Origin of the sequence: Pseudomonas sp. CCI4.2 (genome assembly GCF_034350045.1) — a bacterium.
Classification (GTDB): Bacteria; Pseudomonadota; Gammaproteobacteria; order Pseudomonadales; family Pseudomonadaceae; genus Aquipseudomonas.
On the sequence record NZ_CP133781.1, the window covers coordinates 2,691,849 to 2,706,082 of the forward strand.

The following is a 14,234-nucleotide window of genomic DNA, read 5'->3' on the forward strand; positions in this document are numbered from 1 at the left end:
GCGTACAGCAATAACGATTGGGGGAATGCTGATGCCGCTACAACGTTTGGACAGTCTATCGGCGCTGGCTCCGCAGTTATGGGATGCCTTGGTGCCCAACGCCCAGCCGTTTGTGCGGCACGCGTTTCTCAGCGCGCTGGAAGACAGCGGCAGCCTTGGGCCACGTTCCGGTTGGAGTGCGGAGCACCTGCTGCATTACGAAGACGGGCAGTTGATTGCGGCATTACCCGGCTATCGAAAGAGGCATTCGTACGGTGAGTACGTGTTCGATCACGCTTGGGCTCAGGCCTGTGAGCGTGCGGGCATCGCGTATTACCCCAAGTTGTTGGTGGCGGTGCCGTTCAGTCCGGTGAGCGGGCCGCGTTTATTGTCCGCTACGCCCGAAGCGGCGATAGACCTGCTGCAGAGCCTGCCCGGCTACATCGACATCGAAGAACTTTCTAGCGTTCACATCAACTTCACCGATCCGGCCGCCGATGCGTTGTTGGCTCAGGAGCCAGGTTGGTTGCAGCGTTTGGGCTGCCAGTTTCATTGGCAGAACCGTGGGTATCGTGACTTTCAGGATTTTCTCGATGCCTTGAGTTCGCGCAAGCGCAAGCAAATGCGCAAAGAGCGCGAACAGGTGGCGGGGCAGGGGATTGAGTTTGAATGGCTCGAAGGCCATCAACTAAGCGAGGTGCAGTGGGATTTTGTCTACGCCTGCTATGCCAATACCTATGCGGTTCGTCGGCAGACACCGTACCTGACCCGAGCATTTTTCAGCCTCTTGGCGCAACGTATGCCTGAGGCGATTCGAGTCGTGCTTGCCAAACAAGGTACACGCCCAGTGGCAATGGCCTTCAGCCTAGTGGGCGGTGACAGCTTTTATGGTCGCTATTGGGGCTGCTTGGCGGAGTTCGACCGGCTGCATTTCGAGACCTGTTTCTACCAGGGCATGGAGTACGCCATCGACAAGGGCTTTCAACGCTTTGACGCCGGAGCGCAGGGTGAGCACAAGCTGATTCGCGGGTTTGAACCGGTTATTACTCACTCCTGGCATTACTTGGCGCATCCGGGATTAAAGGCGGCAGTCAGCGACTTCTTGAAGCAAGAAAGAGTGGGGATTTTGGCCTACGCAGAAGAAGCCCGGGCTGCATTGCCGTATCGCCAGGTTTGATGGGAACAGCGGCTGAAGAATGCGCAGCTCAACCCTCTGTAGCCAACTTGTTGGCGAAGGTCCTTCGGGCAGCGAAGCCGGCACGGCTCTGGGGTTTCATTGGCACGGTTGATAGCAACCAGCTGTAGATACTGTGGGAGTAGGCTTGCCTGCGAAGAGGCCCAAAATCACGCCGCTAATGTCGACCTGAAACCTGGGTCGCCTGCATTGACGCTTTCGTTGGCAAGCCAACTCTCCCACAGAGTTTTTTGGCACACACGGAAGAGTAGGCACTGGAAATCTTATCGCAGCTTTCGGCAGCATCCTTCAGATGCCGGTCTTCCGCGATCAATCAATCCCGACAAACCCGCCCGTCTGGTGCTGCCATAGCCTTGCGTACAGGCCACCGTGGGCCAGCAGTTCAGCGTGGGTGCCGCTTTCGGCAATTTGTCCCATCTCCAACACCACCAGGCGGTCCATTCGGGCAATGGTCGACAGGCGGTGGGCAATGGCGATGACGGTCTTGCCTTGCATCAAGGTTTCCAGGCTCTCCTGAATCGCCGCTTCGACTTCCGAATCCAGCGCGGAGGTTGCTTCGTCCATGATCAGAATCGGCGCGTCTTTGAGTAGCACGCGGGCGATGGCGATGCGTTGACGTTGTCCGCCCGAAAGCTTCACCCCGCGTTCACCCACATGGGCGTCGAAACCGGTGCGGCCCTCAGCGTCGGACAACAACGGAATAAATTCATCAGCCCGGGCTTTGCGCGCGGCTTCCCACAGTTCGGCGTCGGTGGCATCCGGCTTGCCGTACAGCAAGTTGTCGCGAATTGATCGGTGCAGCAACGAGGTGTCTTGAGTAATCATCCCGACCCGTTCACGCAGGCTTTCTTGCGCGACGTGCGAGATATCCTGCCCATCAATCAGGATCCGCCCACCTTGCAAGTCATACAGACGCAACAGCAGGTTGACCAGTGTCGATTTCCCCGCTCCAGAGGGACCAATCAGGCCGATTTTTTCTCCCGGTTTGATGTCCAGGTTCAAGCCGCCAATGATTCCGCTGCTTTTACCGTAGTGGAAATCGACGTTTTCAAACTTCACGCCACCCCGGTCTACTTTCAGTTTTGGCGCTCGATCGCGGTCGGTGACGCTGACGGGTTGAGCGATGGTTTGCAGACCGTCTTGCACCATGCCGATGTTTTCGAATATGCCGTTGACCACCCACATGATCCAGCCCGACATGTTAACGATGCGGATCGCCAAGCCTGTAGCCAACGCGATGGCGCCCACGGTGATCGAGGATTGCGTCCACAGCCATAACGCCAAGCCGGTGGTGCTGACGATCAAAATGCCGTTCAGGCTGGTGATCACAGTGTCCATTTCGGTGACCACACGGCCAGCGAGTTGGGTTTTCTCAGTCTGTTCGCTGATGGCTTCGCGGGCGTACTGCTGCTCGAAATTAGTGTGCGCAAACAGCTTGAGGGTCGCGATGTTGGTGTAGCCGTCGACAATCCGCCCCATCAGTTTGGAGCGCGCTTCTGAAGAAACTACCGAGCGTTCTTTGACCCGAGGCACGAAATACCACAGCGCCAAAATGTACAAAAAGATCCACGTCAGCAGCGGAATCATCAGCCGCCAATCGGCTTCAGCGAAGAGCACCAGCGAGCCGATGGCGTAGATCAACACATGCCACAACGCATCCACGGCTTGCACCGCCGAATCGCGCAGTGAATTGCCGGTCTGCATGATCCGCTGGGCAATGCGCCCGGCAAAATCGTTCTGGAAAAAGTTAATGCTCTGCTTGAGCACGTAACTGTGATTTTGCCAGCGAATCATGCTGGTCATGCCGGGGCTGATGGTTTGATGGACCAGCAGGTCGTGCAAGCCGACAAAAATCGGGCGCAACAATAGCGTCACGACCACCATCCAAATCAGTTCGTTGCGGTGCACGCTGAAGAAATTCGGGTCGGGCACGCCTTGAGCCAGGTCGATAATGCGGCTCAAGTAACTGAACAACGCGACTTCGATGAGCGCACCAATGAGGCCGACGATCAGCAACGCAGCAAAGCTGGGCCAGACCTGACGCAGGTAGTAAACGTAAAACGAGAGGACTTTACTCGGAGGAGCTTCCGTAGGGGCATCACGGAAGATATCGATCAGTTGCTCGAAACGACGATAAAACATTAGCGCTGACGCCCACCGCAGCGGGCTCTCCTTGCAGGTGAAAAACGTCCCTCATCCGACTGCATGAACCCGCGTTAGCCACGCGGATCACACAGTCGATGTGGATTGACTCAGTCGATACGTTTTGCTGACTTGATCAGAATCGGCACGCCGGGCACGTTCTGCATGCCTTGTTTGGTGGTCGTTGGGGTCTGCGCGATCATGTCGACCACGTCCATACCTTTGACCACCTTGCCGAACACGGCGTAACCAACATGGCCTGGCGTGCTGTCCAGCGATTCGTTGTCGCGGTGGTTAATGAAGAACTGGCTGGTGGCCGAATTCACATCCGAGGTGCGTGCCATGGCAATCGTGCCGCGAACGTTATGCAGGCCGTTGCTCGCTTCGTTCTGGATCGGGTCCTTGGTCGGCTTCTGCATCATTGACGAAGTGAAGCCGCCGCCCTGAATCATAAACCCAGGGATGACCCGGTGAAAAATGGTGTTGCTGTAGAAACCGCTGTCGACGTAGCCGAGGAAATTTTGAGTGCTGATCGGTGCTTTGGTGTCTTCAAGCTCAATCTCGATCTGCCCCATGTCGGTGGTCAGCAGCACATGAGTAGGTTTGCCGGCCGGTTGTGCCGCCATCAGGTTGGCGGCAAACAGCAGAGAGCAGGCGGCAAAGGCGATTTTCTTCAACATGAGTCAGTAATCCCGTGGAGTGGTTTCGACTGCGCAACAGCGATGCGCAGGGGCGTAATCAGGCGCACAAGGTAAGCACGTTTGGGTTTTTTTGGACAGTGCCGGGCGGCTAGTCCTTGCGCATAGGCTCATGACGATCATTATCCAGAGCATGATTATTGTGGCGACGAAGCTTCAGTCGCGTCGAGAAATTCGAGGACCGTCCGATTAAAAACCTCGGGTTGATCGAGCGGTGTCGCATGACGTGAATCGTCGATCACAACCAACCTCGCCCCCCGAATTAAACGAACGTAGAGTTTTTTTATAGCGACCGGCGTGTAGTCGTGATCGGCACTGATGATCAACGTCGGGCAGGTAATGCGCGATAACTTGCCCATGACCCCCCAGCCGACGATCGCGTCAAAACTCGCCAGATACGCGCGTTTGTCATTGCGTCCCCAGCGCTCGGCGATTTTGCGTCGCAGGTCGGCTTGTTCGGGTTTGGGAAACAGGTTACGACCCAAACCAATGCCGATGGCGCGCATGCTCAGCAAGCGGCCCAAGCCCCAGCGCTTGGCCCATTGCACTACGTCTGAAACGTATTTGATTTTGACTTGCGGCCCGCTGTTGACGATGCACAGGCTCTTGAGCATTTGCGGCTGATCGACGGCCAGTTGAAAACCGATCATCCCACCCATGGACAGCCCGACCAGGTGCACCGGTCCCAACTGTAAGTGCTCAATCAATGCTTCTAGGTCAGCGGTGAAGCCGGGGATGCTGTAGCGCTCGTTGGGCTTGTCCGAGCGTCCGTGGCCGCGTACGTCCATAACAATGACCCGGTAATGCGCCGACAGCGCCGGGATCTGGTATTCCCAGTCCTGGCAGCTGGAACCCAGCCCATGCACCAACAGCAGCGGCGAGCCCTGGCCATATTCTTCGTAGTGCAGCGAACAGCCGTCATGCTCAAAAAAGGCCATGGTTGATCTCCGTGTCAGCCCAGTTGCGGTGCGGCGAATATCGCTGTCAGCGGCGCCGTGTCGAAGCTGCGAATCAGGTCGATAAGTATCTGCGTCGCTGGCCCCAAGGGTTTGTCCTTGTTGGCGTAAAGATAGAACAGGGGGTGGCGGCTGCCACCTTGGTCGAGTGGCAGGGCTTTGAGCAAACCCTCTTTAAGCTCGCGTTCGATCAGGTGGCGTGGCAACCAGGCAAACCCCAAGCCGCTGCTGACGAAGGTAGCTGCGGTGGCCAGGCTGCCGACGGTCCAGCGTTGTTCAGCCCCGAGCCAGCCCACATCCCGGGGTTGAGAGCGGCCGGAGTCGCGAATCACCACTTGCAGTTGGCTTTCCAGGTCCTGAAAGGTCAGTTCGCGTTGCATTTGGTGCAACGGATGTTCCGGGTGAGCCACTGCGACAAATTCGACGGCGCTCAATTCGCTGCCCAGATTGCCGGGGATACTGAAGCCGCTGATGGCCAGGTCGGCAACACCTTCGAGCAGCACTTCTTCCACGCCAGACAGCACTTCCTCGCGTAAACGCACGCGGCAGCCTCGGCTTTGAGGCATGAACGCCGTCAGCGCTCGCACCAGACGGGCGTTAGGGTAAGCGGCGTCGACCACCAGTCGCACCTCGGCTTCCCAGCCTTGTTCCATATGATGGGCCAGGTCTTCCAACTGACTGGCCTGTTTCACCAGTTGTCGCGAGCGGCGAAGTAACACCCCGCCAGCGTCCGTCAGCACCGCTTTACGCCCGTCGATGCGCAGCAATGGCACGCCCAGTTGATCCTGCATGCGCGCTACGGTGTAGCTCACCGACGACTGCGAACGGTGCAACGCCTCGGCGGCTTGCGCGAAGCCGCCATGGTCGACCACGGCTTGCAAGGTGCGCCATTGATCAAGGGTCACGCGGGGCGCTTTCATGATTCGATCCTCTTGCCCTAAAGTGGCACCTCAAAAATGGAGATTGCCCGTATGAAGAAGTTCTGTTGTGTGGTGTTGGCAATGTTGCCGGTCACTGCTTTCGCGTACCCGATTGACGTCGAGAAGCACCTCACCGGCGTCAGCATCGATTACACCAGCTACGATACGGATTACGACTTGGGCTCCATTAAGCTGAATAACTACGGCGACAACGCCGCCGAGTGCACCGTGGTGTTCATCAACGGCCCGGAATCGCCGCGCACCCGCCGCGTGCAAATCCCCGCAAAAGCCAGCGTAGACGCCTCGGCGAAGTTCACTCGGAACATTATTAAGCTCCGTATCACTCTGACGTGCGTGGCTAAATAACCGCAATCGGGGTCAGCTTTCTCGTTAACGAGAGTAGTGCCCCCTTTTTGATAAAACAATTTATTAGATGGTTTTAAGCGAATATTTATGCTTTTCAATCGATATCGTTCTGTCTGATCTCGCCTTCATCGACTTCTCACGAGCCCATGCGGGCGGCTGGATGAAGCCTTCGGAACAGTGCCCGGCCATCGCGTTGATGAGTCGGGTTTTTTATTTCCGACAACGATCAGCTAGAGTCATTCGTAGGACTGCGTAATGTCTGTCGTTCCCCAAGGACGGGATTATGAAAATCATTTACGTACTCGCTTTGCTCATCAGCCTGCAGATGTCGTCTGTGGGCGCCGAAACGCTGCCCGCCAATCAACCTGACAAAGAAATGTTCATCGCTCATTTATTGGGGGAAATGACGCTGGAAGAAAAAGTCGGGCAGCTCACAATGAGTTACGACACTGAGCACGCAAAGAAGCCTGAGTTGTTTCGCCTAATCAGCGCCGGGCAGACCGGTGCAATCATTGGCACACTGTCGCGTGCCGCGGGCCGCGAGCTGCAAGACGTCGCCGTCCAGCACACTCGATTAAAAATCCCACTGTTCTTTGGTTTTGATGTAATTCATGGCTATCGAACGATTTTTCCCATCGACCTTGGCTTGGCTGCCAGCTGGGACATGGATGCAATTGCCACCAGCGCCCGCATTGCGGCACAGGAAGCCAGCGCCGATGGGGTCGACATGACCTTTGCGCCCATGGTCGATATCAGCCGTGATCCCCGGTGGGGACGGGTGGCGGAAAGTTTCGGCGAAGACACCTATCTGGTTTCACGCATCGCCGAAGTAGTGGTGAACGCTTTTCAGGGGCCGTTGCCGATTGCCTCGGACAGAATCATGGCCTGTGTGAAACATTTCGCACTGTACGGCGCGGTTGAGGGCGGACGGGATTACAACAGCGTGGACATGAGTCCGGTGCAGATGTATCAAAATTACCTTCCACCGTTTCAAGCCGCGTTTGGCGCTGGGGCCGATTCGGTAATGATTGCGTTGAACTCGATCAATGGCGTGCCCGCGACGTCGAATGTCTGGCTGCTACAAGAGGTTCTCCGTCGGGAGTGGCGATTCAATGGGATGACGCTGGGTGATTTCGGAGGAATAAGCCAGCTCGTCGATCATGGCGTCGCGGCCAATCGGCGCGAGGCGTCCGGTGAGGCCATCAGAGCGGGCCTCGACATGAGCTTGGGGGATCCGTTTTACGGCGTAGAACTGGAAGGGTTAGTCAAGTCTGGAGAAACCTCACAAACGCAAATCGATAACGCGGTACGCAATGTATTAGCGACTAAATACGACATGGGTCTGTTCGACGACCCTTACCGGCGCTTAGGCCGCGCCAGCGAAGATCCATCGGAGATGGACGCAGAAAGCCGGCTGCACCGCTCACAAGCCCGCGATGTGGCTCGGAAAACCTTGGTGCTGCTGAAAAATAAAGACAAACTCTTGCCGTTGAAAAAACACGGAACCATCGCTCTGATAGGTCCATTGGCAAAAAATCCGGTGGACATGCTGGGTTCCTGGTCCGCCCGTGGCGTGGCCTCACAGGTGGTCACCGTTTATGACGGCTTGGCAACCGCGTTAGGGAACCAAGGCTCGCTGCTCTACGCCCAAGGCGCGAACGTGACCGACAGCACAGAAGTTATCGATTATCTGGGCGACGCGCTGGTCATTGATCCTCGTCCTGAAACCGCAATGATCGACGAGGCCGTGAAAGCGGCGGCACAGGCCGATGTGGTAGTCGCCGTACTGGGGGAATCCAAGGGCATGTCCGGCGAGGCGGCCAGTCGGACCAGCCTTGATCTTCCGGGCCGACAAAGCCAATTGCTGACGGCGTTGAAGGCCACCGGGAAACCGCTGGTACTGGTGCTCATGAATGGTCGCCCGTTGTCGGTGGGCGCCGAGCAGGACCAAGCCGATGCCGTGCTGGAAACCTGGTTCAGCGGCACAGAAGGCGGCAACGCCATTGCCGACGTGCTGTTCGGCGATTACAACCCTTCGGGCAAATTACCGATTACGTTCCCGCGTTCAGTGGGGCAGATTCCTAGCTACTACAATCATCTGAACACCGGTCGCCCATTTGTCCCCGGTCATTCGCGAACCTTCTCCTCGCTGTACTACGACCAGCTCGACGGTCCGCTCTATCCCTTTGGCTACGGCCTCAGCTACACCGATTTCAGCCTGTCTGACGTGACTCTTTCAACGACCGCCTTGAGCCGCGACGGCGCGCTCGATGCCAGCGTCCGGGTGAAAAACACCGGCCAACGGGACGGCGCAACGGTGGTGCAGTTGTATATCCAGCAAGTGTTGGGCTCTATCAGTCGCCCCGTTAAAGAGCTCAAGGGCTTTCAAAAAATCAGGCTTAAGGCGGGGGAGGAGAAGACCGTCCATTTTACGGTGGATGAAGACAGCCTCAAGTTCTATAACGCCGAGTTGAAATACGTCGCGGAGCCGGGGGCCTTTAACCTGCAAATTGGCCTTGACTCCCAATACGTGAAACAGCGAAGTTTTCAGCTGTTATGACCTGATCTTTGCGGCCGGAACGGTTCACTGCGCAACAAAGAAGCGTTCTTTCAGTAAAGAAACTCGGCCTCGGCGCTCGAAACCGTTAATCTATGCGACTGTTTTTTTGTTTTTCGTCGAGGTAACACCCGTGTTTTCCCAATTCGCCCTGCACGAACGCCTGCTTAAAGCCGTGGCCGAGCTTAATTTTGTCGAGCCCACGCCTGTGCAAGCAGCGGCCATTCCGCTGGCACTGGAAGGGCGTGACCTGCGGGTGACTGCGCAAACCGGCAGCGGCAAAACCGCGGCTTTCGTATTGCCAATGCTTAACCGCCTGATGGGCCCGGCCAAGGTTCGCGTCGATATCCGCGCTGTGATCCTGTTGCCAACCCGCGAGCTGGCGCAGCAAACCCTCAAGGAAGTTGAGCGTTTCTCTCAGTTCACCTTCATCAAGTCCGGTCTGATCACCGGTGGCGAAGACTTTAAAGTCCAGGCCGCCATGCTGCGCAAAGTACCGGACATTTTGATTGGTACCCCGGGTCGTCTGTTGGAGCAACTCAATGCCGGCAACCTGGACCTGTCACAGGTCGAACTGCTGATCCTCGACGAAGCTGACCGCATGCTGGACATGGGTTTTGCCGAAGACGTCGAACGTCTGGCGGGCGAATGCAAAAACCGTCAGCAAACCCTGTTGTTCTCGGCGACCACCGGTGGCGCCGGTCTGCGTGAAATGATCGGCAAGGTGCTGACAGATCCGCAGCATTTGCAGGTCAACAGCATCAGTGAATTGGCCCCAGGCACTCGTCAGCAAATCATCACCGCTGACCACAACAGCCATAAAGAAAAAATCGTCCACTGGCTGCTGGCCAATGAGAAGTACCAGAAAGCGATTATTTTCACCAACACCCGTGCCATGGCTGATCGCCTGTATGGTCGTCTGGTGGCGCTGGAATATAAAGCGTTCGTGCTGCACGGCGACAAGGACCAGAAAGACCGCAAGCTGGCCATTGACCGTTTGAAGCAAGGCGGCGTGAAGATCCTCGTTGCAACTGACGTTGCAGCCCGTGGTTTGGACGTTGAAGGACTGGACATGGTCATCAACTTCGACATGCCTCGCAGCGGCGACGACTACGTACACCGTATCGGTCGTACCGGTCGTGCCGGTGGCGAAGGCCTGGCGATTTCCCTGATCTGCCATGGCGACTGGAACTTGATGTCCAGCGTTGAGCGTTACTTGAAGCAGAGCTTCGAGCGTCGCACGATCAAGGAAGTCAAAGGCACCTACGGCGGACCGAAGAAGGTCAAAGCATCGGGCAAGGCTGTTGGCGTGAAGAAGAAAGTGAAGGCTGGCGACAAGAAGGCTGATAAAAAAGGCAGCGCCAAGGCGCCGACTAAACGCAAGATTACTAACCGGCCAAAGACCGATGCGTTGTCGTTGGTCAGTGCAGACGGCAAAGCGCCGTTGAAGAAACGCAAGCCAGAAGCGCCGGTTGCTGAATAAGTACAACCCGCGATAAAAAAACCGGCGCATTGAATGCGCCGGTTTTTTTATGGCTGAACGATAGGTCAGCCGTCGATTTTCTTCGCTGCGGTGTCCAGGTCTTTGAGCCGCTGATCGATCAATTGGCATTTGTCTGGCAGGTCTTTGCTGGCGGTGTCCAGATTCATGTCCTGCAGCTGTTGATTCATTTCCTTGGCCTTCTCGGGACTTTGCTCCGTCAGCTTATGAATCTCTTGCGCCAGTTGCGCACGCTTGGCTGTGGCCTCTTCAGGCGTGCATGCCCAAGCCGGAATCGCCGAGAGCAGTGCAAGGGCTGTGGTGATGCTCAGCAGTGTCTTCATGGTCTGCCTCTTTTCTGTGGATGCTTATCAGATGGAGGGTTTTGATTCGGCAAAAGTTCAGCGCAGGGCGTACGTCGTCGCTGCTGAACGGCTGCGGTGGGAAGAGGTCCAGCCCTAAGTACCCAACCCGATGGCGAAGGTCACGGGTCATTACCCATTTTGGCTGGAGGTAGAGAATCATGACGGACTATAACTGGGACCTAATCGAACGCCTGCTTCACGAAGTACAAAACTGCTCGGGCAAAAGTTTTGCCCCTCGTGCTTATGCGGAGCAACACGCCGCCGCGTTGGACGCTGAAGGGTCGTCGATTGGCAATCTGGATGAACTCAAGGCGTTGGCGGCTGATTATGAAGCGCTGTTATTCAAGCGCGGCTTTATCGAAACCCGGCCAGAAGAGGAGGGTGGCAACGGTGAGAATTTCATCCTGACCCCGCGTGGCGCCAGTCTGTTGGCCCTGCTGGACAGCAGCATCCCTGGCAACGACCACCCGCGCCAGGTTCTGGACCAACAGGCCGACGCGCTGGATCCGGACACCTTCGATACCGTGGCGTCTAAGGCGCAGATCGCCTGAAACGGTAGGCGCCAATGTGTTGGCGAGGTACACCTATTAAATTGTAGGAGCGCGGTGTTTGCTGCGGGCCTGTCCAACGGGTCGGTTAACCCTGTGGTGTTGCCTTGAGACAGCTCAAGTTGGCAAAGTCTTCCCGCACGTCGGCGATTTTTTCAATGAGGCGCTGGCGTTGATCGGGGGTGCTTTGGGCCATTAGGTCGACTAACAGACGGATCGCTGCTTGCTCAGTTTGCTCATACGCTTGGCGATATTGCGGGGTCCAGAAGCTCTCTCGAGCCTGCAGCAAGGGCGTGATTCGCTGTGAGAAAGCGGGTGATTTGCGTTGCTGAACGGCGGCGATGAACAGCCCCTGCCAATGCGTGCGGTTATCGACCCACAGTTGATTCTGCTCGCCAAGCGCCACGGACCAATCGGTGACGCGTTGATGCTGGGCGGCGGTCAATGTACCGATCCAAGGGCTGAGGCGTTTTTCCATGCGCTTCGTCCGATCGCTTATCTGCGTGTCCAGCGGTGGGTCCACAAACTCCTCTTTGTGCTCACGCAGGTCCTTGGCAAACGCCTCTTGCAAGGTCTGCACCTGTTTATCGTCTAGCTGACTCAACAGTTCAACCGCCGATGGCGTGACTTGTCTGGAGATCTGCTCTATCGCCAAGCGGCCTTCCGCCTCGCGCGCTTTAAGTTCAGGCTCGGTCACCTGGTTGGTTTCGACCATGTGTTGCAAACGGTCCAGCCAAGTAAGGTAGCCGGGCACTTGCGTGGTGCAATGCCAGCTCAGGTGCTCTTTGAGGCGATCATCCAACCAGCGTTTCTGAGTGGAATTCATCCCCAGATAATCGTTGACCGACCACGGAATAATGATGTCCAGGTGACGATAGGCCAACCCGACACGGGTACATCCAGACACCATCAGGAAACCCGTTATCAAGAGCGTAACGACGACATGGAGTGGCGTGCGCATGGGTAGAGCTTCCTCAGTGCCAGACTTCCTCGCAGGACGCATCTGGCGTTTTACGGTTGGGGCCTCTTACGGTGCAGGCTTCGCGGTCGCCGCGATCAAGCCGTCGGCGACGTACTGGGCTTGCTCAAACGACGGATAACCGCTGGTGGCAACATCCAGTTCGGCATATTGCGCACGGTATCGTTCCGCTTGCTTTGGATCGGAGATGATCAGCCGTTGTGAGAGCAACGCAATCGCCAAAGGGTGTTTGCGCTTGGCGGCGTGCTCTAGCAAGTCGCTGGACTCGGAAGGATTACCTTCTGCGCGAATCAACAAGACGGCCTGATAGAACTCCGCTTCGCCGCTTTGATCCTGGCGGGCGGCGCGTTGCAGCAATGCCTTGGCCAGCTCGGTATTTTCATCTCCCCTCGCGCCAACCAGCAATTTTGCCTGGATCATGTCGTTCTGATACAGCAAGTATTGAGCCCGGCACGGACTGCCGCTTAAGGACTTTTCGCTGTTTGAATTGAAATTGTCGGAGTTACCGCAGTGTGCACAACCACCCAGGAAAAGCAGCGCGCAGAACATCATCCATTTATTCATTTTGGATTCCACTGAGGGGCAACATTCAAGGGCGGGGCGGGTGAAGACGGATCGATAGCCCTAGCGCCTTGAAATCAAAGCGCATAGAGATCGACAGCTGAAGCGGGGAAAGATTACTTTTTGCCGAGGGTGATTTGCTTGGACGGGCCGAAGGTTTGGCCGCTGACGCCTTTGGCAATCTGCTGAATTTCACCACCGGTTTTCAAGAAAGCTGCAATTTGTGCGTTGATCGACTCGCTGGTCTCAACGGCTGGAGCTGCCTTTGGTTTTGAATTGGATGCTTTTACGCGCATGGCTGCCAGGGACCTATATAAATTTAATACGGCCAGCAATTGTATATGAATTGCTTGACAATTGCTTGGGAAATATAGCCCTAAAAAAGTGTCGACTCTGCCGTCTATTCTTAAACCGTTCAGGATGGGGTTTGACCGCTAACCCTCTGTTTTAACTGTGAAGTTATTAGGTCTGCCGGGTCTTTGTGGTCGTCCAGACTGCTGGAACAGGCTCCGTTCACCTGACGAGCGGAATACTATTTCCAATATTCATTTGCCGCTGGCGCCGTTGTTAAACCTTGAATTTCCTGGCGCCCCCAACACTGCCAGCAAAGTCGGGTAGAATGCCGCCCACGTAATGAGGGTATTTGGAAATGGCTTTAGTCGGGCGCTACAACACTCTGCAAGTGGTAAAACACACTAATTTCGGCCTTTATCTGGACGGCGCTCAGGACGGCGAAATTCTGCTGCCCAACCGCTATATCCCTAAAGATATCCCCAGCGAAGATGAAGACTGGCTCAATGTTTTCGTTTATCTGGACAGTGACGACAAGCTGATTGCCACCACTGAAAAACCGAAAGTTCAGGTCGGTGAGTTTGCCAGCTTGAAAGTGCTCGAAGTGAACAGCATCGGTATCTTCCTCGATTGGGGCCTGTCGAAGGATCTGCTGCTGCCGTATTCCGAAGAAAAACGCACGATGCAGGCGGGCGAGTATTGCGTGGTCCACGTCTATCTGGACAAACACACTCGCCGCATCACTGCAACCGCTCGGCTAGACCGTTACCTGGACAAGACGCCGGGTGATTACAAGGTCGGTCAGGAAGTTAATTTGCTGGTGGCTGAAGCGACTGATATGGGCTTCAAGGCCATTATCAATAACAAGCACTGGGGCCTGATCCACAAAAACGAAGTGTTCAAGTTTTTGCGTCCCGGCAAAGAAGAAAAAGGCTTCATCAAAGAAATTCGCGCCGATGGCAACATCAGCCTGAGCCTGCAACCGGTCGGTGAAGAGGCGGCCGGTAGCTTGAATTCGAAGATCCTGTCCAAGTTGCGCGACAACAATGGCGTGTTGCCCGTCAGCGATAAAAGCGATCCGCAGGTCATCAGCGGTTTGTTCGGCGTGAGCAAAGGCAACTTCAAGAAAGCGATTGGCGCGCTGTACAAACAGGGCCTTATCGTTATTCACGCGGACCGTATCGAACTGATTTAAGG

14 protein-coding genes are annotated in these 14,234 nt (G+C 56.0%); 6 read left to right on the forward strand and 8 right to left on the reverse strand.

The features are described 5' to 3' along the window. The first annotated feature begins 31 nt into the window (after window positions 1–31). Entirely contained in the window at window positions 32–1,156 is a 1,125-nt protein-coding gene (locus RHM65_RS12165; RefSeq protein ID WP_322165733.1) for a GNAT family N-acetyltransferase, read from the forward strand. 327 nt (window positions 1,157–1,483) lie between these two features. On the opposite strand, the gene RHM65_RS12170 is transcribed toward RHM65_RS12165, so the two are convergent. From RHM65_RS12170 to RHM65_RS12185, 4 genes are all read right to left on the reverse strand, one after another. Continuing rightward, window positions 1,484–3,316, reverse strand: coding sequence for an ABC transporter ATP-binding protein (locus RHM65_RS12170; RefSeq protein WP_322165732.1), 1,833 nt, complete (start codon window positions 3,314–3,316; stop codon window positions 1,484–1,486). A gap of 110 nt (window positions 3,317–3,426) precedes the next feature. Then, window positions 3,427–3,996: a peptidylprolyl isomerase gene (locus RHM65_RS12175; RefSeq protein WP_322165731.1), complete on the reverse strand. Its 570-nt coding sequence runs from the start codon at window positions 3,994–3,996 to the stop codon at window positions 3,427–3,429. 155 nt (window positions 3,997–4,151) lie between these two features. Next, entirely contained in the window at window positions 4,152–4,952 is an 801-nt protein-coding gene (locus tag RHM65_RS12180) for an alpha/beta hydrolase (RefSeq protein ID WP_322165730.1), read from the reverse strand. A gap of 14 nt (window positions 4,953–4,966) precedes the next feature. Further along, window positions 4,967–5,890 carry a LysR family transcriptional regulator gene (locus RHM65_RS12185; protein WP_322165728.1) on the reverse strand — a complete coding sequence of 308 codons (924 nt, stop codon included), beginning with the start codon at window positions 5,888–5,890 and terminating at the stop codon, window positions 4,967–4,969. 51 nt (window positions 5,891–5,941) lie between these two features. Here RHM65_RS12185 and RHM65_RS12190 point away from each other — a divergent pair, with 51 nt between their 5' ends. The 3 genes from RHM65_RS12190 (at window position 5,942) to RHM65_RS12200 (ending at window position 10,296) form a co-directional block, all read left to right on the forward strand. Continuing rightward, window positions 5,942–6,256 carry a 3-phosphoglycerate kinase gene (locus RHM65_RS12190; protein ID WP_322165727.1) on the forward strand — a complete coding sequence of 105 codons (315 nt, stop codon included), beginning with the start codon at window positions 5,942–5,944 and terminating at the stop codon, window positions 6,254–6,256. 283 nt (window positions 6,257–6,539) lie between these two features. After that, a complete protein-coding gene (gene bglX / locus RHM65_RS12195) occupies window positions 6,540–8,816 on the forward strand; it encodes a beta-glucosidase BglX (RefSeq protein ID WP_322185185.1) in 2,277 nt (758 codons plus the stop codon). Between the two features lie 130 nt (window positions 8,817–8,946). Then, complete coding sequence (locus tag RHM65_RS12200; protein ID WP_322165725.1) at window positions 8,947–10,296, forward strand: DEAD/DEAH box helicase; 1,350 nt, start codon at window positions 8,947–8,949, stop codon at window positions 10,294–10,296. Window positions 10,297–10,361: 65 nt separating this feature from the next. Here RHM65_RS12200 and RHM65_RS12205 read toward each other — a convergent pair whose 3' ends face one another. Continuing rightward, on the reverse strand, window positions 10,362–10,637 hold the full coding sequence (locus RHM65_RS12205) for a hypothetical protein (protein ID WP_322165724.1): 276 nt from the start codon (window positions 10,635–10,637) through the stop codon (window positions 10,362–10,364). Between the two features lie 179 nt (window positions 10,638–10,816). Here RHM65_RS12205 and RHM65_RS12210 point away from each other — a divergent pair, with 179 nt between their 5' ends. After that, complete coding sequence (locus RHM65_RS12210; RefSeq protein WP_322165723.1) at window positions 10,817–11,209, forward strand: transcriptional regulator; 393 nt, start codon at window positions 10,817–10,819, stop codon at window positions 11,207–11,209. 85 nt (window positions 11,210–11,294) lie between these two features. Here RHM65_RS12210 and RHM65_RS12215 read toward each other — a convergent pair whose 3' ends face one another. From RHM65_RS12215 to RHM65_RS12225, 3 genes are all read right to left on the reverse strand, one after another. Continuing rightward, entirely contained in the window at window positions 11,295–12,167 is an 873-nt protein-coding gene (locus tag RHM65_RS12215) for a DUF6279 family lipoprotein (protein ID WP_322165722.1), read from the reverse strand. A gap of 66 nt (window positions 12,168–12,233) precedes the next feature. Beyond that, window positions 12,234–12,749 (reverse strand): hypothetical protein, encoded by a 516-nt coding sequence (locus RHM65_RS12220; RefSeq protein WP_322165721.1) that lies wholly within the window; start codon window positions 12,747–12,749, stop codon window positions 12,234–12,236. Between the two features lie 113 nt (window positions 12,750–12,862). Beyond that, the gene (locus tag RHM65_RS12225) at window positions 12,863–13,042 is read right to left on the reverse strand and encodes a hypothetical protein (RefSeq protein WP_297833192.1); all 180 of its coding nucleotides are present in this window, start codon (window positions 13,040–13,042) and stop codon (window positions 12,863–12,865) included. 353 nt (window positions 13,043–13,395) lie between these two features. On the opposite strand from RHM65_RS12225, the gene RHM65_RS12230 reads away from it, so the two are divergent. Beyond that, window positions 13,396–14,232 carry a S1 RNA-binding domain-containing protein gene (locus RHM65_RS12230; RefSeq protein WP_322165720.1) on the forward strand — a complete coding sequence of 279 codons (837 nt, stop codon included), beginning with the start codon at window positions 13,396–13,398 and terminating at the stop codon, window positions 14,230–14,232. Window positions 14,233–14,234 lie beyond the last annotated feature (2 nt).

What these genes read in the sequence shown, in the direction of transcription:
- RHM65_RS12165 (WP_322165733.1), top strand. Translation starts at nt 32, where the DNA reads ATGCCGCTACAACGTTTGGACAGTCTATCGGCGCTGGCTCCGCAGTTA.
- RHM65_RS12170 (WP_322165732.1), bottom strand. Translation starts at nt 3,316, where the DNA reads ATGTTTTATCGTCGTTTCGAGCAACTGATCGATATCTTCCGTGATGCC.
- RHM65_RS12175 (WP_322165731.1), bottom strand. Translation starts at nt 3,996, where the DNA reads ATGTTGAAGAAAATCGCCTTTGCCGCCTGCTCTCTGCTGTTTGCCGCC.
- RHM65_RS12180 (WP_322165730.1), bottom strand. Translation starts at nt 4,952, where the DNA reads ATGGCCTTTTTTGAGCATGACGGCTGTTCGCTGCACTACGAAGAATAT.
- RHM65_RS12185 (WP_322165728.1), bottom strand. Translation starts at nt 5,890, where the DNA reads ATGAAAGCGCCCCGCGTGACCCTTGATCAATGGCGCACCTTGCAAGCC.
- RHM65_RS12190 (WP_322165727.1), top strand. Translation starts at nt 5,942, where the DNA reads ATGAAGAAGTTCTGTTGTGTGGTGTTGGCAATGTTGCCGGTCACTGCT.
- bglX (WP_322185185.1), top strand. Translation starts at nt 6,540, where the DNA reads ATGAAAATCATTTACGTACTCGCTTTGCTCATCAGCCTGCAGATGTCG.
- RHM65_RS12205 (WP_322165724.1), bottom strand. Translation starts at nt 10,637, where the DNA reads ATGAAGACACTGCTGAGCATCACCACAGCCCTTGCACTGCTCTCGGCG.
- RHM65_RS12210 (WP_322165723.1), top strand. Translation starts at nt 10,817, where the DNA reads ATGACGGACTATAACTGGGACCTAATCGAACGCCTGCTTCACGAAGTA.
- RHM65_RS12215 (WP_322165722.1), bottom strand. Translation starts at nt 12,167, where the DNA reads ATGCGCACGCCACTCCATGTCGTCGTTACGCTCTTGATAACGGGTTTC.
- RHM65_RS12220 (WP_322165721.1), bottom strand. Translation starts at nt 12,749, where the DNA reads ATGAATAAATGGATGATGTTCTGCGCGCTGCTTTTCCTGGGTGGTTGT.
- RHM65_RS12225 (WP_297833192.1), bottom strand. Translation starts at nt 13,042, where the DNA reads ATGCGCGTAAAAGCATCCAATTCAAAACCAAAGGCAGCTCCAGCCGTT.
- RHM65_RS12230 (WP_322165720.1), top strand. Translation starts at nt 13,396, where the DNA reads ATGGCTTTAGTCGGGCGCTACAACACTCTGCAAGTGGTAAAACACACT.